22 protein-coding genes are annotated in these 20,527 nt (G+C 27.7%); 5 read left to right on the top strand and 17 right to left on the bottom strand.

Annotated elements, in window-relative coordinates:
* Nucleotides 1-1,275 (top strand): hypothetical protein, encoded by a 1,275-nt coding sequence (locus ACKU3H_RS13745; RefSeq protein WP_320034442.1) that lies wholly within the window; start codon nt 1-3, stop codon nt 1,273-1,275.
* On the top strand, nt 1,272-2,063 hold the full coding sequence (trpC, locus tag ACKU3H_RS13740; RefSeq protein WP_320034441.1) for an indole-3-glycerol phosphate synthase TrpC: 792 nt from the start codon (nt 1,272-1,274) through the stop codon (nt 2,061-2,063). The genes ACKU3H_RS13745 and trpC overlap by 4 nt, the downstream gene beginning before the upstream one ends.
* Here the strand turns inward: trpC and ACKU3H_RS13735 are convergent.
* The 14 genes from ACKU3H_RS13735 to ACKU3H_RS13670 form a co-directional block, all read right to left on the bottom strand.
* The gene (locus tag ACKU3H_RS13735; RefSeq protein WP_320034440.1) at nt 2,060-2,296 is read right to left on the bottom strand and encodes a hypothetical protein; all 237 of its coding nucleotides are present in this window, start codon (nt 2,294-2,296) and stop codon (nt 2,060-2,062) included. The two genes, trpC and ACKU3H_RS13735, sit on opposite strands and share 4 nt — an antisense overlap.
* Before the next feature lie 10 nt (nt 2,297-2,306).
* On the bottom strand, nt 2,307-3,806 hold the full coding sequence (locus tag ACKU3H_RS13730) for a hypothetical protein (protein WP_320034439.1): 1,500 nt from the start codon (nt 3,804-3,806) through the stop codon (nt 2,307-2,309).
* Nucleotides 3,807-3,897: 91 nt separating this feature from the next.
* On the bottom strand, nt 3,898-4,575 hold the full coding sequence (locus ACKU3H_RS13725; RefSeq protein ID WP_320034438.1) for a YggS family pyridoxal phosphate-dependent enzyme: 678 nt from the start codon (nt 4,573-4,575) through the stop codon (nt 3,898-3,900).
* A complete protein-coding gene (gene rseP / locus ACKU3H_RS13720) occupies nt 4,575-5,636 on the bottom strand; it encodes an RIP metalloprotease RseP (protein ID WP_320034437.1) in 1,062 nt (353 codons plus the stop codon). Before rseP ends, ACKU3H_RS13725 begins: the two co-directional genes overlap by 1 nt.
* Before the next feature lie 9 nt (nt 5,637-5,645).
* Nucleotides 5,646-6,188: a CDP-diacylglycerol--glycerol-3-phosphate 3-phosphatidyltransferase gene (gene pgsA / locus ACKU3H_RS13715; RefSeq protein WP_320034436.1), complete on the bottom strand. Its 543-nt coding sequence runs from the start codon at nt 6,186-6,188 to the stop codon at nt 5,646-5,648.
* A complete protein-coding gene (locus ACKU3H_RS13710; RefSeq protein ID WP_320034435.1) occupies nt 6,188-6,967 on the bottom strand; it encodes an enoyl-ACP reductase in 780 nt (259 codons plus the stop codon). Before ACKU3H_RS13710 ends, pgsA begins: the two co-directional genes overlap by 1 nt.
* Nucleotides 6,967-7,854 (bottom strand): 4-hydroxy-tetrahydrodipicolinate synthase, encoded by an 888-nt coding sequence (dapA, locus tag ACKU3H_RS13705; RefSeq protein ID WP_320034434.1) that lies wholly within the window; start codon nt 7,852-7,854, stop codon nt 6,967-6,969. Before dapA ends, ACKU3H_RS13710 begins: the two co-directional genes overlap by 1 nt.
* 23 nt (nt 7,855-7,877) lie before the next feature.
* Nucleotides 7,878-8,342, bottom strand: a complete 465-nt coding sequence (locus ACKU3H_RS13700) for a globin (RefSeq protein WP_320034433.1) — start codon at nt 8,340-8,342, stop codon at nt 7,878-7,880.
* The gene (locus ACKU3H_RS13695; protein ID WP_320034432.1) at nt 8,342-9,607 is read right to left on the bottom strand and encodes a pitrilysin family protein; all 1,266 of its coding nucleotides are present in this window, start codon (nt 9,605-9,607) and stop codon (nt 8,342-8,344) included. The genes ACKU3H_RS13700 and ACKU3H_RS13695 overlap by 1 nt, the downstream gene beginning before the upstream one ends.
* Nucleotides 9,608-9,695: 88 nt before the next feature.
* Complete coding sequence (locus tag ACKU3H_RS13690) at nt 9,696-10,754, bottom strand: quinone-dependent dihydroorotate dehydrogenase (RefSeq protein ID WP_320034431.1); 1,059 nt, start codon at nt 10,752-10,754, stop codon at nt 9,696-9,698.
* A 65-nt stretch (nt 10,755-10,819) separates the two neighbouring features.
* Entirely contained in the window at nt 10,820-12,529 is a 1,710-nt protein-coding gene (locus ACKU3H_RS13685) for an ABC transporter ATP-binding protein (RefSeq protein WP_320034430.1), read from the bottom strand.
* Between the two features lie 41 nt (nt 12,530-12,570).
* Entirely contained in the window at nt 12,571-13,872 is a 1,302-nt protein-coding gene (murJ, locus tag ACKU3H_RS13680; RefSeq protein WP_320034429.1) for a murein biosynthesis integral membrane protein MurJ, read from the bottom strand.
* The gene (locus ACKU3H_RS13675) at nt 13,862-15,406 is read right to left on the bottom strand and encodes an endonuclease/exonuclease/phosphatase family protein (RefSeq protein ID WP_320034428.1); all 1,545 of its coding nucleotides are present in this window, start codon (nt 15,404-15,406) and stop codon (nt 13,862-13,864) included. Before ACKU3H_RS13675 ends, murJ begins: the two co-directional genes overlap by 11 nt.
* Before the next feature lie 70 nt (nt 15,407-15,476).
* Nucleotides 15,477-16,130 (bottom strand): ferritin family protein, encoded by a 654-nt coding sequence (locus tag ACKU3H_RS13670; protein WP_320034427.1) that lies wholly within the window; start codon nt 16,128-16,130, stop codon nt 15,477-15,479.
* Nucleotides 16,131-16,364: 234 nt separating this feature from the next.
* Between ACKU3H_RS13670 and ACKU3H_RS13665 the strand changes: the two genes are divergently transcribed.
* Nucleotides 16,365-16,766 (top strand): transcriptional repressor, encoded by a 402-nt coding sequence (locus ACKU3H_RS13665; protein WP_320034426.1) that lies wholly within the window; start codon nt 16,365-16,367, stop codon nt 16,764-16,766.
* A 14-nt stretch (nt 16,767-16,780) separates the two neighbouring features.
* On the opposite strand, the gene ACKU3H_RS13660 is transcribed toward ACKU3H_RS13665, so the two are convergent.
* Both ACKU3H_RS13660 and ybeY read right to left on the bottom strand, forming a co-directional pair.
* The gene (locus tag ACKU3H_RS13660; RefSeq protein WP_320034425.1) at nt 16,781-17,698 is read right to left on the bottom strand and encodes a calcium/sodium antiporter; all 918 of its coding nucleotides are present in this window, start codon (nt 17,696-17,698) and stop codon (nt 16,781-16,783) included.
* 1 nt (nt 17,699) lies between these two features.
* A complete protein-coding gene (ybeY, locus tag ACKU3H_RS13655; RefSeq protein ID WP_320034424.1) occupies nt 17,700-18,119 on the bottom strand; it encodes an rRNA maturation RNase YbeY in 420 nt (139 codons plus the stop codon).
* A 115-nt stretch (nt 18,120-18,234) separates the two neighbouring features.
* On the opposite strand from ybeY, the gene ACKU3H_RS13650 reads away from it, so the two are divergent.
* Nucleotides 18,235-18,639 carry a thioesterase family protein gene (locus ACKU3H_RS13650; RefSeq protein WP_320034423.1) on the top strand — a complete coding sequence of 135 codons (405 nt, stop codon included), beginning with the start codon at nt 18,235-18,237 and terminating at the stop codon, nt 18,637-18,639.
* 6 nt (nt 18,640-18,645) lie between these two features.
* Here ACKU3H_RS13650 and radA read toward each other — a convergent pair whose 3' ends face one another.
* A complete protein-coding gene (radA, locus tag ACKU3H_RS13645; protein WP_320034422.1) occupies nt 18,646-19,995 on the bottom strand; it encodes a DNA repair protein RadA in 1,350 nt (449 codons plus the stop codon).
* Nucleotides 19,996-20,186: 191 nt separating this feature from the next.
* Here radA and ACKU3H_RS13640 point away from each other — a divergent pair, with 191 nt between their 5' ends.
* The gene (locus ACKU3H_RS13640) at nt 20,187-20,483 is read left to right on the top strand and encodes an antibiotic biosynthesis monooxygenase (protein WP_320034421.1); all 297 of its coding nucleotides are present in this window, start codon (nt 20,187-20,189) and stop codon (nt 20,481-20,483) included.
* Nucleotides 20,484-20,527: the final 44 nt, after the last annotated feature.

The raw sequence follows: 20,527 nt of genomic DNA, 5'->3' as shown, positions 1-20,527 counted from the left end.
TTGATTTTTCTTATTTTCCTTTCAGGCTGTAGTTTAAATAATGAGAATATTAATACTAATTTAATAAAAAAAGATTTCAAATATAAAACCTTTGCCCTTGAAGATAGATATATTATGTTTGCTCTTGAGTATTTAAGACAAGGGAATAATGAAGAAGCAAGTGATTTATTTTTAAAACTTTTTGAAAATACATTAAAAGAACAATATTTATTAGAATATACAAAATTAGCATTTGGTTTAAAAAGATATGATGAATTAATCTCATATGTTCAAAAAAATAAAAATACCCTTGATGAAAATAAAAATCAAATTTTAAAGGTTTATATATTAGCACTTATTCAAAAAAGTGAATTAGATTTAGCAGAAAAAGAGATAAAAAATTTATTAAAAGTTGAAAATGAAGAATCAACAAATGAACTTTTAGGGAATGTTTATATTAAAAAAGCTGAATATAAAAAAGCAAAAGAGATTTATAAAAAACTTTATAAAAACAGTTCTTCTATGAGCTCTTTATTAAATCTTTCAAATGTAATGTACCAATTTACTGATGAGAAAAAAGAGGCTATTAATCTTCTTGAATCGTATGTAAACGTAAAAGGTTGTGGAAATATAGTTTGTTCTAAACTTTTAGAATTTTATCAAAATGATAATAATATTGATGGGGTTATTTCTATCTTAAAACGTACATATTTAACCTTTAAGGATGAGGAAAATTCACAGATGCTAGATAAAATATATAAACTGCTGATGTTTTATCTAGAAAAAAAAGATATAAATGAGGCTATCTTTTTTTTAGAAGAGAGTGGGGCAGATGATAATAAATTGTTGTCTTTATATCGGGTAACTAATAATTATAAAAAAGCAAATAAATTAGTTAATAAACTTTATAAAGATACTGGAAATATTGATTATTTAGCACAAATTGCAATTATTGAATTTGAAATGGCAAAAGATAAGAAAAAAGTTTTAAAAAGTGTAATTAAAAAGTTTGAAGATGTATTAACTATTCTTGATAATCATGTTTATCAAAACTACTTAGGGTATATTTTAATAGATTTTGATATTGATGTAGAAAAGGGGCTTTATTATGTGAATAAAGCTTTAGAAAAAGCTCCTGACAATTTGGCATATATCGATTCTTTAGCTTGGGGTTTATATAAACAAAAAGATTGTAAAAATGCATATATAAATATGAAAAGAGTTGTTGAATCTACAGGAACAAATGATAATGAAATTAAATTACATTGGGAAAAAATTAAGGAGTGCAATAAGTGATTTTAGATGAAATTAATAGAAAAACAAGAGAAGATGTAGAAAAAAGAAAAAAAGATTATTCTCTTGATTGGTTAGGAAGAAGTTTAAGTATAAACCCTTTTCCTCCAAGAGATGTTAAACCATATTTAACATCAACAAAAGAAGAGCCTGTTAGAATTATTGCTGAGGTAAAAAAAGCAAGTCCTAGTAAAGGTGTTATAAAAGAGGATTTTGATCCTTTATTTATAGCTCAAGAGTATTCTAATAATGGAGCTAATGCAATATCAGTATTAACAGAACCACACTATTTTCAAGGTAATTTAGAGTATTTAACACAAATAAGAAGATATGTCCCAACTCCTTTACTTAGAAAGGATTTTATACTTGATAAATATCAAATTGTTGAAGCTTTAGTATATGGTGCGGACTTTATATTACTTATAGCAAAAAGTTTAAGTACAAAAGAGTTAAAAGAGCTTTATGAGTATGCTTTACACTTAGGATTAGAAGTATTAGTTGAAATCCATGATAAAGAGGATTTAAAGAAAGCCATGAAGTGTGGTGCAACTATTATTGGTATAAACCATAGAAACCTTGAAACATTTGAGATGGATATGACACTTTGTGATCAATTAATTCCAATGATTCCAAATGGAAAAATAATTGTAGCTGAATCGGGAGTTTCTAATACAGAAACAATAAAAAGATTAAGTTCTATTGGAGCAGATGCTTTTCTTATAGGGGAACATTTTATGAGAGTACCATCTATAGAAGAAGAGTTGAAAAAATTTAAAAACTCTTGTAATTAAGGTTTAAATGTTAAGCTAAGATTTTCACTGTACTGAAGAACATCTTCATTGTGTACAGGAAAATTTATGCTTTCATCATTGAATTCTAAACTTGTCATTGCTCTTTGGCTAATCTCAACTTTAAAAGCTTCGTTAAATTGTTTAATACTATTTTTTGGATTTACTTGAATATTCTGTTTAGAATTAGGTTGTATTGTTGAATCATATCTATTAAGATTATTAGAAATTTCCATTTTTTACCTTTTAAATCTCTTGGTCAAATACTGATTGTAAAATCTCTTCTTCTGATAATTCTTTCTTTTCTCTCTCTTTTGGAGGATTCTTAATAATAAGTACCATCTCTTTTAAATCGTGTAGATTATACTTAGTTAAATTTTTAAGAAGTGTATCATTAATCATCTCTTTTTTTAGAGTATCATTATTTATCATTTTATTAATAGCATTTTGAATATTTCTTCTAGTCATTTCAAATACTTGTTCTTCTTCAGTTAAAACTTTACACTCTTTTTCAATATATTTTAATATGGCATCACCATCATATTTATATGTTTTAACTGAGTTATATGTGAACTCTTGGTATTTTAAACCTTCAATAAGTAGATTAGTAAAAATATTTCCTCCAACATCTACAACACCAACTAAACTTTTTAGTGGGTTATGTGAACAAATATAATCCTCTTTTACTTTTACTGGTGAATATTCTAATGATGTGATATTATTTCTTAATATAATAAAGTTTTTACCAACTTCAATTGGTCCACCTTTTAGAGAAGTTAATTCATTTTTATATGCTAAAAAACTTCCTCCTACTCTTTTTGGAGAACCTTCAAGGGTTGTTAAAACATTATCACTAATATCAAAATCACCTGTAACTTCATGGAATCTAAGTGGTAGTTTTGAAAGGTTTTCCAACTTTTTAGAAAAGCTTACATCCCCTTGTACTTTAACAGAGTTATCTTTTAAGATATGGAAATCTTTAACTCCATGTTTGCTAAGCCATCTTCTAATATCATCTTTATCTGTTAGGTCAAGTAATGGTTTATAAATATGACCAATTACCTCTTCACCTTTGTATGTCCAAACCTTTTTCTCTTCATCAAAACTTTTTGTAATATGGTTTAAAGAGATATCAGTAATAAGATTCCAAGAAATTTCATCTGCTACATCACTTAAATTTTTTAATTGATTCCAATAACAAATGTAATCTTGCCCAACAGTAATTGGTCCACCTTTTAATGTTTCTAATCTATTTTGTGAACAATCAAAAAAACCATCAACATATTTAGGTCCACCTTTTAAACTTGTAAGTAGGTTGTTAGAACAATTGAAATACTCTACAATACTTCTTGGAGCTCCATCAATAGTTGATAATCTATTATTTGAACAATTATAGTATCCATATACCTCTTTAGGCCCATAAGATAAATTATTTTTTAATTCATTGTTTGAACAATCAAAGTCTCCAACAATTTGAGGACCACCAAAAAGGCTTGTTATTTTATTATTTGAACAGTTGAAATCTCTAGCTACTTTTTTAGGACACCCTTCTAGAGTTTCTAAATTATTATTTGCAATATTAAAGTAGCCATCAACAACTTCAAATTTTACTGGAAGTTCTCTTTCATTAACTTTTCCATCTAAATCAACATTACCATGAACTGTGATATATAAATCTTCTGAAACTGTATAATTTTCTACATTTTTATTTTTTAACCATTTACGTATATCACTTAAACTTTTCATTTGGCACCTTTAGTTAGGAAAATATAATTTTGAAGAATAAAAAAATTATTTTTGAATTATAGCATAAAATATTTTAGAATTGAGTATAGTTTTACTTAAATAAAGTAGAACCAACTCTAATCATATTTGATCCACAAGCAATCGCTAAATCAAAATCTGAACTCATACCCATAGAACAATATTTTGCACCAAAAGGTTTAAGTTCATCAAAAATATTTTTTGTAGTAATGAACGATTTTTTTACCACTTCTCTTTCATTAGTATGAGCACCGATACTCATTACACCTTTTAATCTGATATTTTCAAAATTTTCATTTATATATTTATATATTGATACAGCTTCACTAGGTTCAACTCCAGCTTTACTATCTTCATAAGCAGAATTTATTTGAAGTAAACAAGACATCTTTTTATTTTTTGCTTCTAGTTTTTTATTTAATTCTTCTGCTAGTTCAATTGAATCTAGCGAGTGCATTAAAGTAGGGCTTAAATCAATTAGATTGTTTATTTTATTTTTTTGAAGTCTTCCTACAAAATGCCACTCAATAGGTAGATCATCTAGATCTTCTTTTTTTGTTTTTAAATCTTGAACTTTATTTTCACCAAAAGCTCTTTGTCCAACTTCATAAAGAGTTTTAACATCTTCAGCAGTAGAATATTTAGAAATTCCAATAATTTTTACTATATGATGCTCCGAAACTCTAAGTCTAGATGCTTCAACTTTTGTAATAACTTTATCTAAATTTTTAACAGCAAGTTCTTTTTCCATTATTCACCTTTTAAAAATATTCTATTTATATCATTATATATACCAAGTAACATTAAAGAGGCTAAAATAACCCATCCAGCTAATGTTAAATACATAAATACTTTGTCACTAGGTTTTCTTCTTGCAATGATTTCATATAGATTAAACATTATATGACCACCATCTAAAGCAGGAATAGGAAGAAGGTTTAAAACTCCTAAGTTTACAGATATAAGTGCTGTAATAGCAAGTAGGGCAATTATAGATGATTCACTTGCATCTGAAATTACTTTTCCAATAGATATAACTCCACCAACTTCTGAACTAGGAATAATTCCTTGAATAAGTTTTTGTACACCTAAAAAGATCATTTTTGAGGATTCAATTGTTTTATCCCATGCATAGCCTAAGGCAGAAATAGGATTATGATATATTGTTACAATTTTTGGTGCAGGGGAGATTCCAATCATTCTTTTTTTAATATTCTCTTTAAAAATATTTTGGGCATCAGATATATAAGGGTTTATTGTTTTAGCAATGGTTTTACCATCTCTTTGTATAAAAAATTTTAGTGAACCATGAGAATTTTTAATATAATCTCCTAAGTCTTCCCAAGTTTTAATATCTTTGTCATTTATTTTTAAAATTATATCATCAACTTGAATTCCAGCTTTTTGAGCAGGTGAATTTGGCTGAATTTGACCAACTGTTGGACTTAAAGAGTTTGCCCCTGCAAGAGCAATTACAAAATATAATATAGCTGCAAGGATAAAATTAGCAAAAGGACCTGCAAATAATATTACTATTCTTTGCCAAGGTGTTTTGTTGTTATATGAGTCTTTTCCCTCTTCAACAAGTCCTGGTTTAGTATCATCTTGACCTTTCATTTTTACATATCCACCAAGTGGGACCAATGCAAATTGCCAAACTGTACCTTTCCACTCTTTTGCATAGATTTTTTTACCAAATCCTATTGAAAAAACTTGTACTTTAACTCCAAAATATCTTGCTGCTAAAAAATGTCCTAATTCATGAAAAAATACTAAAAATGAAAGTACTAATAAAAAAGTAATTGTACCCAAAAAAAATCCTTATATTTTAAAATAATCTCTAGTATATTCATATCCAGAATATATAGTTAAAACAACAGCTATCCATAAAAGTGCAGTTGCATATGGCCAATTCATAATTAAAAAACCTATTGCAATCATTTGAAATACAGTTTTAACTTTTCCTGCCATTGTAGAAGCTACACTTTTACCCTCAGCAACAGCAACAACTCTTAATCCTGTTATAAAAAATTCCCTTGAAAGAATTAAAAAAACAGCCCATCCTGAAGCTCTATCTATTACCATTAGACCTAAAAACCCTGCAAGCATTAACATTTTATCTGCTAAGGGGTCAAGTATTGCTCCTAGTTTAGTCATTTGATTCCAGCTTCTTGCTATATATCCATCAAAAAAATCAGTTACAGAAGCTATTACAAAAATTAAACCTGCAAAATAGTCAAGCCAACTTGGATGCCAATTTTCAAAAATTAATAAATCTCTTTCGATTAAGAAAAGTAGCATTAGCGGGGCTAATGCTATTCTGAAAAGTGCTAGTGTATTTGGAAGATTTAGACTTTTCTTCATTATTTAAATGTTGTCCCACCATCAACAATCAGTGTATGACCTGTAATCCAAGATGCATCTTGAGTACATAAGAAGAAACATGATTGAGCTAAATCTTGTGGTTGTCCAATTCTATTTAATGGTGAATATTCAGCAGTTTTTGCTTTTACCTCTTCATAGTTTGTAAATGCTTTAAGTGCATCTGTATCAATAGGACCTCCTGAAACAGCATTAACTCTAATATTCATTTCACCAAGTTCAGTTGCAGCATATCTAACCATTGCTTCAACAGCAGCTTTATTTGTTCCATGTCCTGAATAGTTTTCAATATAAACTAAGTTTCCTGTACTACTTAAAGAAACAATTGAACCACCACCAACTTTTTCCATTCTTTTAGCTGCTTGTTGAGCTCCACAAACAAATGCATTTACTGTTGCAGTATAGATATTATTTAATCCTCTTGGTTTTAATTTCATAAATTTACCATATCCACCAACAACAGCTCTACCATAAATCATAGCATTTGAAATAAAGAAGTCAACTCTATCAAAATCTTTATCTATTTCTAAAAATAGTTCTTTATATTTTTCTGGTTCTAGAATATTAAATGGATAACATTTACATTTTACACCAAATTTATCTTCAACATCTTTACAAATATCTTCTGCAATTTGTGCATTTGAATTATATGTAAATGCAACATTTACACCATTACTTGCAAACTTATAAACACACTCTTTACCAATTCCTTTAGTTCCCCCACTAATAACTAAAGTCTTCCCCTTCATGAATTCATTCATTATTTTATCACCTCATAGTTTTTTAATACTTCTTCTAATTTTTTCATTGTATCTGCACTTGGTGCAGTTAATGGTAATCTATATTCCAATGTATCTAATAATCCAGCTAAGTACATTGCAGCTTTAATTGGAATAGGATTTGGTTCAACAAAAAGTACTTTATTTAACTGATATAGTTCATTATTTAATCTTCTTGCTGTATCGTAATCTCCCTCAAAAACTGAATGTACAATTTTTGATTTTATATTTGGAAGTAGATTAGCTGTTACAGAAATAATACCTTTCCCTCCATTTGCTAGCATAGGGAAATCTATAGCATCATCTCCAGAAATAACACAAAAATCTGGTCTTTGAGAGTTTATTTCAATTGCTCTTTCAAGAGAACCTGTAGCCTCTTTTATAGCATAAATATTTTCTACATCATCATATAGTCTAATTGCTGTATCAGCAGAAATATCAGAACCTGTTCTTCCTGGTACATTATATAACATAAATGGAATCTCTACAGACTGTGCAATCGCTTTATAGTGTTGGTATAATCCCTCTTGTGAAGGTTTGTTATAATATGGTGCAACAGATAAAAGTCCATCTGCTCCAACAGATTGTGCATGTTTTGCAATATTGCAAGCTTCATGTGTAGCATTTGAACCAGCCCCAGCAATAACTTTTACATTAGTTCCTTTACAAGTAGCAACTGCAATCTCTATACATTCTTTATCTTCTTCAACAGAAAGTGTTGCACTTTCTCCTGTTGTACCAACAGGAACAACCACATCAATACCTTGAGCTATTTGTCTTTTAATTAATTCTTCATATTTTTGTGTATCTAATTTTCCATTTTTAAATGGGGTGATAAGTGCGGTCATAGCACCTGTAATAATCTCCATATTATCTTTTCCTTTTCTTATAATTAAACTTTTACTATATCTTCTGGTAGTTTTAAACCAGTATTTACATTAACAGTATGTTTTGAAAATGTTTCCAGATATTCCCAAAAACTTTTTTTTGCTTCATCTGATATATCAAACTCTCTTAATATCTCTTCCATACAACCTAGCCACTCTGTTCTAGCTTTTTCTGTAATAGAAAAAGGTTCATGGGCTTTTATCATATCAAAGTGTCCAACTGTGTTTGAATAATGTTTTTCTCCACCACAAGCTTCAATAAAAAACTTAACATTATGAGCTTTGACTTTTTCAAGTTCCTCTTCATCTTGTGGAAAGAAGTTTCCTATATCACTATCTGCAACTAAATCATAAAATTTATCAAAAAGTTTTATTAGACCTTCCTCTTTCATCTCTTCTAAAAAAAGTGGTTTTGGAAGATTATATTCTGGCTTCTCTCCAAAAACTGTCTTTGTGATTTTATAATCCATTAATTCTCTTTAGCTTTTTTTAATATTACAGTTGTTGAATTGTCTTTTGTAAGATATTTTTTTGTAACTTTAATAATATCTTCTTTTTTTAGTTTTTCAACTCTTTGTTCATATTCAAATAAAGGCTTAGTGTTTCCTCTAACAAAGTAGCTACCATATAAAGATGCTACAGAACTAGAGTTTTCCAGTGAAAAAATAAAATCAGCTTTTGTATTTATTTTAATTTTTTCTATCTCTTTTTTACTGATATTTCCACTTTTTATATCTTTAATGATTTTATCAATCTCTTTTTTTACATCTTCAGCTTTTACACCTTCATTACAAACAGCCATAAAAAGGAAAACACCAGGGTCAGTTAGTTCCATATTATAGGCATAAACTGAGTTAACTAATCTTTTTTTATCAACTAAAACTTTCTGTAAATAAGAACTTTTTCCTGAACTTAATAGTTCACTTAAAGCTGAAAGTGCAACTTGGTCTTCATGCTCATAGTTTGGAATATGATAAGCAACAGCTAACATTTCAACTTGAGTGTCTTTATGTACAATAATATTTTTTTCACCATCTTGTTTTGGTTCAACCATATGAACTACTGATGGTATCTCTTTTTTATTTTTTATATTTTTAAAATATTTCTCTGTTGAAGAGAATACTTCCTCTTTTGTTATATCGCCAGCAATTACAACTGTTGCATTTGCTGGTTGATAATATGTAGAGTGAAAATCTCTAATATCTTCAATTGTCCAGTTTTTAATATCATTTGTAAAACCAATTGGAGTCCAGTGATAAGGATGGTAAATATAAGTATTATTAAAAAGTCTATATTGTAAATATCCCATAGGGTTATTATCTGTTCTCCATCTTCTTTCTTCTGCTACAACATCTCTTTCTGGTTGGAACTCTTCATCTTTTAATGTTAAGTTTTCCATTAGTTCTGCAAATAGTTTTAAAGATTCGTCCATATTTTTAGAACTAGATTTAATAAAATATTTTGTGTAATCAAAAGATGTTGAGGCGTTGTTAACCCCTCCAAAACCTTTTACTATCTCATCAAATTCACCAGCATCTAAATTTTTTGTAGATTTAAAGTTTAGGTGTTCTAACATATGGGCAATCCCAGATTTACCCATAATCTCATTTCTACTACCTACATTATAAAAAATATTTGTAGAAACAACATTTGAGCCATTATCCATAGGAATAGCAACAATTTTTAATCCATTTTCTAAAGTTTTCGTATAATAACTTGGTAAACTTTGACTCATTAAATCTCCCATAAATATAATTAATAATGAAAAATGAATAATAAATAATTTAGATTTTTTCATAAAAATCATTTTTCAATAACCTTTCTTATTTTAAATCTGAACCAATAACTTCAGATATATTATTAAATCCATCTTCTTTCATAAGTTCTAAAATACCCTCATTGATTTTTCTAACCATTGATGGTCCTTCAAAAATCATTCCAGTATAAGATTGAACTAAAGATGCACCAGCTTTTAATCTTTTATAGGCCTCTTTTGCATCAGAAATACCACCAACTGATATTAGTACAGTTTTACCATATAACTCTTTTGCAATCTCTTTAAATAGATTATAAGATTTATCTGTTAAACAAGCACCACTTAACCCACCAAAATCTTGCGCTCCTTCTACTAAAGAATAATCTATTGTAGTATTCGTTGCAATGATCCCAGAAGCTCCAGCATTAACAGCAGTTTTACAAAGTTCAATTGCAGTTTCAACTTCCATATCAGGTGCAATTTTTAAAAATATTGGTTTATTAGTTAACTCTTTTGCCATAGAAAAAAGCTCAGTAATAAACTTTTCATTTTGTAAATCTCTTAAATTTGGTGTATTTGGACTTGAAATATTTATAACCAAATAATCACTGTTATCTTCAAATTTTCTAATTAATATTTTGTAATCTTGAAGTGCAAACTCTTCAGGAGTTACTTTGTTTTTTCCAATATTTGCACCAATTGGTATCGAATATGGATAAACTTTTTTTAAGTTCATTAAAACTTTTGCAGAACCTTCGTTATTAAATCCCATAGCATTTTGAACAGAGTTTAATTCAGGATATCTAAACATTCTTGGCTTTGGATTACCATCTTGAGGTCTTGGTGTCATTGTACCAATCTCTGTATAACCAAATCCTAATGCCATCATTGATTTTATCATTGTAGCATTTTTATCAAAGCCTGCAGCTAATCCCACAGGATTTTGAAACTGTATTCCACATATCTCTTGATTTAGTCTTTTATCCATAATAAAATTTTTATTTATCATGTAGTTGTTGATTACTTTTAGATTTGGAAGTAATCGTAATCCAAACTCGGCTAAATTATGGGCTGTTTCAGGTTGAAACAAAAAAAGTACTTTTTTTAATGTTTGGTAACTAAACAAAGAGGTCCTTTATAAAAAATTTTAATATTTTATCTAAAAACTATTGAAAAAAAGTTAATAGGTATCTATATATTTGCTAGATTATAAAGTCTCTTGTATTCACTACAGTTTTCAAGAAGATTTTTTTCATTGTCGATGCAAACAATTTTACCTTTTTTAAATACTGCAATTTTATCAGCATTTTTAATTGTACTTAATCTATGGGCAATAACAAAAGTTATTCTATCTTTAGAAACTTCATCAATCACTTCTGAAATAATTGATTCACTCTCATTATCAAGTGCTGATGTTGCTTCATCTAAAATTAGTATTTGAGGATTTTTATATAAAGCTCTTGCTATGGCAATTCTTTGTCTTTGCCCACCACTTAAATTTGTACCAAATTCATCAAGTTTTGTATAGATACCATCTTCTAAACTTGAAACAAAATCATATGCATGTGCTTGTTTTAAAGCATTTATTACTCTTTGCTCATCTATTTTATAACCATATGCTACATTGGATGCTACAGAATCATTAAAAATATAAACTCTTTGGGTAACAACAGATATATTTGTTCTTAACGATGTTATATCAATATCTTGCAGGTTTGAATCATTAAATAAAATTTCACCAGCATGCGTATCATAAAATCTAATTAATAGATTTATTAGAGAAGATTTTCCTCCTCCACTATCTCCAACTAAGGCAAACTTTTCCCCTTTTACTGCTGTTAAATTTATATCTTTTAAAGCAATAAAATCATCATATTTTAATTCCACATTTTTAAATTCTATTTTTTCGATATTTTTTGGGAATTCTTTATCTCCTGTTGGTATAGTTGATTCTATAGAATAAACAGATAACACTCTTTCATGGGCAGCAATTGCACCTTGTAATTGATTATAAATTGCAGAAATTCTTTTTAATGGTGTATATAGCATAAAAAGTGCAGCAATAAAAGACATAAATGAACCAGCTGTAAGCTCTCCATTTATAACTTCAGAACCACCGTAGATAATAACTATAGCCGCAGCAATTGCACCTAAAAATTCCATAATTGGTGAAGTTAATTCAGAAGTTTTTACTGCTTTAATATTTATATCAAAAAAGTTTTTGTTATGGTTTTCAAATTTATCAAGCTCAAGTTTTTCTGTACAATTTGCTTTAATAATTTCAACATTATTAAAAGTTTCACTTAAATGTGAAGTGATATCTGATGCACTTTCTTGAGATCTAAATGATAACTTTTTCATTTTTTTTGCAAGAACAGCCATTGGATATATTGCTAGAGGCATAACGATAAGTCCATAAAATGCCAATTCGGCACTTTGATAAATTACAACACCTATTAATGCAATAATAGTTAAAGTTTCCCTTATAAAACCAGCAATTTGGTTTGATACTGCATTTTGAATTCTATTTATATCATTTGTAATTCTAGATATTAATTCTCCACCATGCTTTTTTTGAAAAAATGCTATATCAAGGGTTAAAATATGTTTTAATAATCTATCTCTTGTGATTCTAATAATATCTTGACCAATATAAGAAACATAATAGACTTGAATATATTTTCCAAAGCCTTGTGCAGTTTGAACTAAAATTAGTAATACTGGTACCATATATAACATCTGCTCATCTTTTGCAATAAACACTTCATCAAGAAGTGGTTTCACAATATAAGCTAACCCAGCACTTCCTCCGGCAACTAATAAAATTCCTATAAAAGCATAGAAAATTTTTAATTTATAATTTTTATAAAAAGGTATATAGTATTTAAAAAAGTCTTTCATTATTATCCTATTTCTTAGTTAAGTTAATATTTTATCAAAAGTTACATAAAATAGAGTGTTTTTAATCTTTTAAAACCAAAAGCTTTTAGGGTTAAAAAGAAAAGTATAAAGCCACTTAATGTACTTGCAAAGGCTAATCCTGCAGCTTCATATGGTCCAATTAATATTAATGAAAATATAATATTAGCTCCAAGTGATTTAACAGAAATTTTAGCTGCTAAAAATTGCTCTTCTTTTGCATATAACCATAAAGAGAATATTTTTGCTAATCCATATGGCAGTAGTCCAATTAAGTACATAGTTAATATCAAAGCAGTATTTGAAGTGTCATTGCTTGTAAAAGCACCTCTTTCAAAAAGTAACCAGATTATTTCATCATTTAATACTATACCTATTAAGGTAGCTATTAAAAGAAGTGAGAATAAGATTAAAGAGGATTTTTTCATAAGTTGTAAGGCTTTATCTTCATCTTTATTTTTTATTGCACGGGCTATCATTGGAAACAGGGCAACTGAAGTTGCAATTGCAAAAAGAGCCAAAGGTAATTGAAATACTCTGTTTGCATAATATAAATAAGAGATTGATCCTGTAACTAAAAATGAAGCTAACCATGTATCTAAAAAAGCAGATAAATGAGCAGTAGAACTTCCCATTGTTGCGGCAAAAAAGTTTTTATAAAATTTGTTTTCTTCTTTTTTTTCATGTTTCTTAAAAGTAAATATCTTACATAAATTATATTTTTTTATTGCAAGTAAATGGACTATGATTTGTAATATTCCACCAATAAGCACACCATAAGATAGATAAAATGTAATCTCATATTTATCATAATTTTTTGAGATAATAAGTGCTGCAATTAAACTTAAATTTAATAATGAGGTTGAAAATGCAGTTGTGGCAAAATGGTTTTTATATTGTAATAGCGCGGCCATAAAAGTAACAATAAAAATTAATGGTAGATAATAAAAGTTTATTGCAACTAAAGGTGATGCTAAATCAATAGTTTTGTCATCAAAACCAAAGGCAACAGCTTTTGTAATTAAACTTGAAAATAGGGTTACAAGAAGTGATAAAACTATTAAAAATGCAATTAGTTGAAGAAATATAATTGATGAAAATCTAATTTTATATTTTGATTTTGCATAAGAGGGTATAAAAGCCTGAGTAAATGCACCTTCTGCAAATATTCTTCTAAATAGATTTGGTATTTTAAATGCTACAAAAAATATATCTGAATATATATTTGCACCTAAAATTGATGCTGTTAATAGATCTCTAATAAAACCTAAAATTCTTGAAAGTAAAATACCACTACTGTTTGTAAAAATAGATTTAATTAACATCAAAATCACTTTTTTTATGGATTACCAATTGTATTTTATCTTTATAATATCCTATTTGAGCACGTTTAATTTTTATGTTCATTGTATTATTTGGTTTATCCTCTTTATTTCTAAAATATATATTTATAACTTTATCTTTGTAATAAAAATTTCCATTTTTATATAAGCCTTCTATATCTTTTACTATTTCATTTTGATATTTTAAGTCGTCTATATTTAGTTTATTTAAATCTAAATATAAATTTTCATAATCTAGAAATTTACCATTATTTTTTACAATTTTAAAATCTTTTATCTCTTTTAGACCAAAGTAGTTTTTTATTTGGAACACTTTTATATTATAAAAGTTTCCTTCTATCAAGCCTTGTGCATTGTTAAAAAGGTAAATTGCTCTATCATTTTTTTGTTTTATAATTGCATTATTTGCATTTTTATAAATTACTATTATATCTTTTAAATCTATAGATTCAGTTAATTTGATTTTTTCATATAATTGAGAGATATGTTTTATTTTTTTATTTGTGCTTTCTTTTTTTATTACTTTAGCTGTTGTAAAACTTGCGCTAATAGGTAGATGATCTGAAAAGCCATATCCTTTATGTTTTTTATTAACTGTTTGCCATCTATTTATCTTTTTATTTTTATATAAATATGAGGGTTTAAATACCTTGAAACTATTTATTTTGAAAGATATATTTTTGTTATCAAATAAAGATGCAGAAACAAGTATATTATCAGGGGTTTGATTCTCACCTCTGTATTTACTTGAAAATCTACCTTCAAAAGCTAACTCTAACCACAAGTTATAATGAACTCTTTTCTTATATTTTAAAATATCTTCTTTTGTAATATAGTTTTTATCTATAGTTGTATTTAATACTTGATTAATTCCTGTTAAACTTTGGGTATTGTTTAACTCTTTATTGTAGTAGATTGTTTCAAACTCATTATAGTTTGAGTTAAAATCACCAAGTAATATATAATCATAACCCTCTGGAAGTTCATTAATTCTATCAAAAAGTTTTTTTGCGTATTTTATTCTATAGCTTTCAGGTGATCTTTTTGATGGCCAATGATTATTAAAAATTTTAAATTGAAAATCATCTAATTTAAATGTTGTTTCTAATATTGGTCTGAATATTTTATTTGAAAATTTTACATTTATTGTTTTATTTTTTATAATTTTAATTTTACTTAAAAATCCAACACCTACACTAGCATTTGGATATTTAGAAAAAGAATAATACTTATATTCTGGAAGTATTTTTAATAAAAGTTTTATTAGTTCTTTATTTTCAATCTCTTGTAAAGCGATAATATCACTGTCTAAATCTTTTAATACTTTTATAGTGTTTGAGAGTTTTATATTGAAAGTTTTTTTATTCCAGTTTGAATTTGTATTTGGTTTATACTCTTTGTAATCTGTTTTATTAAGTTCTAAATCAAAAAGGTTTTCCACATTGTATGAACTAACAGTGAAATCTTTTGCATATAAACAGATGCTTAGAAAAAGCAATAAAAAAAGTCTTACCAAAACATCTCCATAATCTTAATAAATGAATTGGTATTTTATCTAAGAGTAGAAAAATCTACTCTTAATATATTTATTTTTTAGAATTTAATCTTGATTGATATTCTTGTGGATGTTTACAAACAGGACACATTTTTAGTGCTTTTTTACCTCTGTGAACATGTCCACAGACTTCACAGATCCACTCTTCATCTTCATCATCACTTTCAAACTCTTTTCCTGATTCAAGTCTTTCAAGTAACATTTTATACATATTTTCATGTTCAATTTCAATTTTACCAATCATCTCAAGCATTTTAGAAATTTGTTTTTTACCTTCATCTTTAGCAACTGCAGCAAAATCAGGGTACATTGTTACATTTTCATAACTTTCACCAGCAATTGCATCATTAAGATTTTCAATTGTATTACCTAACTCTTTACCTTTAATCATCTCATTATATGCTCTAAGTTCTAAGTTCGCATGCTTTTTCTCATTGTTTGCAGCTCTTTGGAAATGTTCAGCTATATCTCTGTATCCCTCTTTTTGTGCAACTTTTGCATAATACTCATATTTGTTTCTTGCCATTGATTCACCAGCAAATGCTTTCATAAGATTAACAGCTGTAAGATTTTCTGTAATCATCTCCATTGCTTGACCACAGCAGTGAAGTTCTCCCCCACCAACATTTTGTACTTCAACTATATTTCCACATTTGTTACATTTGTACGATTCGTATTGTCTCATAATTTCTCCTTATAGTTTTTTTATAGACTTAGTTTATAATAAACATACTATATTACAATCATAATTTAAACATACTTACATTTAATATAATCTTAAAAGAAAATAATTTTCTTTTACTAATATTAATTAGTAAATAAAAAAACAAGTTTAATATACTAAGATTACATGATGAATTGGTCCGTATAGCAAAAATTAAATAAATTTTATGTAAAATAATACGGGAAAGGAAAAAATATGTTCAATAGCTCAGTTTTGTTAAAAGAGTACGATCTTAAAGTTACTCCACAAAGGGTTGCAATTGTTGATGAATTATATAAAAATGGACATATGAATATTGATGAGTTATATCAAAATTTATTAAAAAAATTTCCTTCAATATCACTTGCAACTATATATAAAAATGTAAATGCAATGGTTGAAAAGATTTTTTTAAATGAAGTAAAAATTCCAGAAGCTAAATCAGTTTATGAATTAGCAAAAGAGGAACACTCTCATCTTGTTTGTTCATCTTGTGGATATATAGAAGATATTCATGTTGATACATCTATTTTAAATGAATCTATAGCAACAATTTCTAACTTTAAAGTAGAAGATACAAAAGTTGTATTTTCAGGAATTTGCTCTAAATGTCAATAAACTTCAAGATAGCCTTATAGGCTATTTTGAATAACTAATCCTAATACTACCATTAAAACAATACCTGCACTTTTATTATAAAGTTTATTTGCTGTTATAAATACTAACATAAGTGATAAGATAAAGGCAGCTGCAATATCAAAAAAGTTTCCACTTAAATTTACATTTAGTGGATTTACCATTGAACTTATACCTAAAACCATAGTAAAGTTTGCAACATTTGAACCAATAATATTACCAATTGCTAAGTCTGCATTATTATTTAAAGCTGATTTTATAGAAATTGTTAATTCAGGTAAAGATGTACCAAAAGCAACTAGAAATAGACCAATTACCCATTCACTAATTCCAAAACTTCTAGCAATATTTCCTGCACTGTCAATTGCAAAGTCTGCACCAGCAATAGTTAAAACAAAACCTATTAGTAGCATAACTGAGGTTTTCCCCCAAGCAAACTTTTCTTTTTTTATTTCATCATCAAGCTCTTCAACTTGATTTGAAGTGATAAGAAACATTAAGTATCCAATCATCAAAATTACAAATAACAGACCATCTACAAAGTTTAATTTTCCATCAATACTCATAAGTATAAAAACTAAAATAGGAAATAAAGCCCAAGCTGAATCTTTTGCAAAAAGATCTCTATCTGGTTTGATTTTTTTAGAGATTAGAAATACTGCACCTAATACTAAAGCTATATTAAATATTGTACTTCCAATTACATTTGCAACTGCAATATCTCCACTACCTTTACTTGATGCAGAAATTGATACTGCCATTTCAGGTAAAGAAGTACCAAGTGCAATTAAAGTTGCACCAATTACAAAAGGTGAAATATTATAGTGAAGAGCAATTCTTTCACTTTGTTCAATAATAAAATCTGCTCCATAAATCAAAGCAGTCATTGCAACAACAAAAATTAGTATATCCATATTATGAATTCCTTACTATTAAACTTTTTGGCAAGTTATATTTATTTATCAATTCTTCCTCTTTTTTTCTATGCTCGCCATTATCAACTTCATGATCGAACCCTAATAGATGAAGTAAACCATGAATAAAAAGAAGTTTAAACTCATCTTCTAAACTATGATTATATTCTTTTGCTTTTTCTTCCACAAAATCAACTGAAACGATAATTGAGCCTAAAGGCATATTTGGCATTTCAAATTCAAGTGGAAAACTTAAAACATCAGTTGCTTTATCAATATTTCTGTGTTCTTTATTTAACTCTTTTATCGCATCATTATTAACTATTATTAATTCAATATCTTTTTGTGTTAAATCTTCAACTATATTTTCTAAAGAAGAGATATCAATATTAAAATCGGTCTGATTATCTAAATCAATCATATTTTATCCATTATTATTTTGGCGGATTATATCTAAAGTTTACAAATGAGTAGCTAAAAAATAGATTTTTATTTAAGTATAGAGAATATAGAATATAAAAAACATAGGAGTAGGTATGCAATTAGAAAATGGAACTAGTGATTTTATTGAATTTAAAGTTGATAGAAAAGATTTAGCTAAAAATTTAGGTATCTCAAAGGAAGATAACTTTCCTGAAGTTTTTGCAACTGCAAGAATGATTGCCTTAATGGAAGCTAGTGCAGCAAAAGTTTTAATCCCTTTTTTAAATGAAGGTGAATTATCTGTTGGTGTTGAAGTTAATGTTAAACATCTTGCTCCAACTCTTTGTGGAGATATTGTTAAATCTACAGCAACTTTTGTTGGAATGGAAGGTAAACTTTATAAGTTTTCTATAGAGGTTGAAGATTCAGGTGGAAAAATAGGTGAGGGTACTCACACAAGAGCGATTGTTACAAAAGACAGACTTATGGCAGGAGCTAATAAAAGAGTAGGGAAATAGAGCTATTTAAAATAGCTCTATCATCTTAGATACTTCATCTACTGCAAAGGTTTTTAAATCAAGTTTTAGATTTGTTTTTTGAGCGATTACAGCTTTTCTTATCCCTTGTGCTTGCGCTTCTTTTAATCTTAAATCAATAGAATAAACATCTTTTATCTCACCTGTAAGAGATACTTCCCCTATAAATGTAGATTCTTTAGAAATAGGTCTATCTCTAAATGAACTAATAATTGCAGCGATTACTGCTAAATCAGCGGAACTCTCTTTAATCTTTATACCACCACTTATATTTACAAATACATCATAATGATTTAAAGGTAAATCGATTTTCTTTTCAAGTAAAGCTAAAAGCATATTTAATCTGTTTCCATCAAAACCTGTAGCTGTTCTTTTTGGGTTTGGATAAGTTGATTCTGTAACTAAAGCTTGAACTTCAATTATAAGAGCACGACTTCCTTCCATAACTACAGTTAAAGCTGAACCACTTTGGGCTTTACTTTTATCAAAAAACTTTGAAGCTATATCTTTTGCAGAAATTAGTCCCTCTTGGGTCATCTCAAAAATACCTATTTCAGAAGTTGAACCAAATCTGTTTTTAAAACCTCTTAACATTCTTAATTCTCTACTTGCTTCCCCTTCAAAATATAAAACAGTATCAACCATATGTTCTAAAACTCTTGGTCCTGCAATACTTCCATCTTTTGTGATATGACCAATTATAAACATTGCGATATCACTCTCTTTTGCTTTTCTCATAAGCTCAAAAGTGATCTCTCTTACTTGTGAAACTGAACCTGGCGCTGATGTAATAGCACTAGAATAAATTGTTTGAATTGAGTCTATGATACAAACTTCATACTCATCTCTTAATAGTTCATCAAGTATCTCTTCAAGTTTTATTTCACTTAAAAGATATAATTTATCATGGTTTGCATCAAGTCTATTTGCACGAAGTTTAATCTGTCCTGAGCTTTCTTCCCCTGATACATATAAAACTTTTTTGCCAGACTTTGCAATACTTCCTGCTACTTTTAAAAGAAGTGTAGATTTTCCAACTCCTGGACTTCCACCAATTAAAGTTAAACTTCCAGGAACAATTCCTCCACCTAAAACTAAATCAAATTCATCGTTGTATGAAGAAAATCTTGTTACATCATCTTGTTGAATTTGTGTTATTGGAGTTGCTTTTGAAGTAGTATTTACAACTTTTGCAGTTTGTTTTAAAACCTCTTGTTGCTCTTGATTTAATTCAATAAATGAGTCCCAAGAACCACAATTTGGACATTTACCTAACCATTTTGCACTTTGTTCTCCACAATGTTGACACTCAAATAATGATGTTTTTTTCTTAGCCATACTTTTCCTTATTTAAAAAGAGATTCTATATAATTGTTAATTAATATTTGAACTTTATCATAAAAAAAATATATATAAATAAAGTATTGCATTTTGTTAATTATTTATTTAAAAATATGAAATAAGTTAAAAATCTTTATGATATAAATATAAAATGTGTTAATGAAGTTAAGATACTAAAAGGATTAAAAATGATTAGAGTTATCTATAAATGGAGAGTTGAAAAAGAGGATTTTGATGCTTTTAAAGAGGCTTGGAGTATTGCAACAAATAAAATTCACGAAACTACAAAGGGAGCTAGAGGAAGTTTTATGATTAAGTCTTTTGAAGATGAGACATTGATTTCTACAGTTGCTAGATGGGATAATCTTGAACAATGGAAAGCCTTTTGGACAATTAAGCCACCTAAAGAGATGGAAAAGATGAGAAAAATTGCAGAGTTTATATCTTCTGAAGCATATGAAGAAATAGAGGATTATACTTTTTAAAAAACTTAATGATTTAAGCATTAAACTAATAAAATTCTAAAAAA

The organism is Halarcobacter sp. (genome assembly GCF_963675975.1).
In the GTDB taxonomy this organism is placed as follows: domain Bacteria; phylum Campylobacterota; class Campylobacteria; order Campylobacterales; family Arcobacteraceae; genus Halarcobacter.
This window is presented reverse-complemented; position numbering and strand designations above follow the sequence as displayed.

Excerpts from the sequence above, each read along its gene's own strand:
- ACKU3H_RS13735 (WP_320034440.1), bottom strand. The coding sequence starts at position 2,296 with ATGGAAATTTCTAATAATCTTAATAGATATGATTCAACAATACAACCT.
- ACKU3H_RS13730 (WP_320034439.1), bottom strand. The coding sequence starts at position 3,806 with ATGAAAAGTTTAAGTGATATACGTAAATGGTTAAAAAATAAAAATGTA.
- ACKU3H_RS13725 (WP_320034438.1), bottom strand. The coding sequence starts at position 4,575 with ATGGAAAAAGAACTTGCTGTTAAAAATTTAGATAAAGTTATTACAAAA.
- pgsA (WP_320034436.1), bottom strand. The coding sequence starts at position 6,188 with ATGAAGAAAAGTCTAAATCTTCCAAATACACTAGCACTTTTCAGAATA.
- ACKU3H_RS13710 (WP_320034435.1), bottom strand. The coding sequence starts at position 6,967 with ATGAATGAATTCATGAAGGGGAAGACTTTAGTTATTAGTGGGGGAACT.
- dapA (WP_320034434.1), bottom strand. The coding sequence starts at position 7,854 with ATGGAGATTATTACAGGTGCTATGACCGCACTTATCACCCCATTTAAA.
- ACKU3H_RS13700 (WP_320034433.1), bottom strand. The coding sequence starts at position 8,342 with ATGGATTATAAAATCACAAAGACAGTTTTTGGAGAGAAGCCAGAATAT.
- ACKU3H_RS13695 (WP_320034432.1), bottom strand. The coding sequence starts at position 9,607 with ATGAGTCAAAGTTTACCAAGTTATTATACGAAAACTTTAGAAAATGGA.
- ACKU3H_RS13685 (WP_320034430.1), bottom strand. The coding sequence starts at position 12,529 with ATGAAAGACTTTTTTAAATACTATATACCTTTTTATAAAAATTATAAA.
- murJ (WP_320034429.1), bottom strand. The coding sequence starts at position 13,872 with ATGTTAATTAAATCTATTTTTACAAACAGTAGTGGTATTTTACTTTCA.
- ACKU3H_RS13670 (WP_320034427.1), bottom strand. The coding sequence starts at position 16,130 with ATGAGACAATACGAATCGTACAAATGTAACAAATGTGGAAATATAGTT.
- ACKU3H_RS13665 (WP_320034426.1), top strand. The coding sequence starts at position 16,365 with ATGTTCAATAGCTCAGTTTTGTTAAAAGAGTACGATCTTAAAGTTACT.
- ACKU3H_RS13660 (WP_320034425.1), bottom strand. The coding sequence starts at position 17,698 with ATGGATATACTAATTTTTGTTGTTGCAATGACTGCTTTGATTTATGGA.
- ybeY (WP_320034424.1), bottom strand. The coding sequence starts at position 18,119 with ATGATTGATTTAGATAATCAGACCGATTTTAATATTGATATCTCTTCT.
- ACKU3H_RS13650 (WP_320034423.1), top strand. The coding sequence starts at position 18,235 with ATGCAATTAGAAAATGGAACTAGTGATTTTATTGAATTTAAAGTTGAT.
- radA (WP_320034422.1), bottom strand. The coding sequence starts at position 19,995 with ATGGCTAAGAAAAAAACATCATTATTTGAGTGTCAACATTGTGGAGAA.
- ACKU3H_RS13640 (WP_320034421.1), top strand. The coding sequence starts at position 20,187 with ATGATTAGAGTTATCTATAAATGGAGAGTTGAAAAAGAGGATTTTGAT.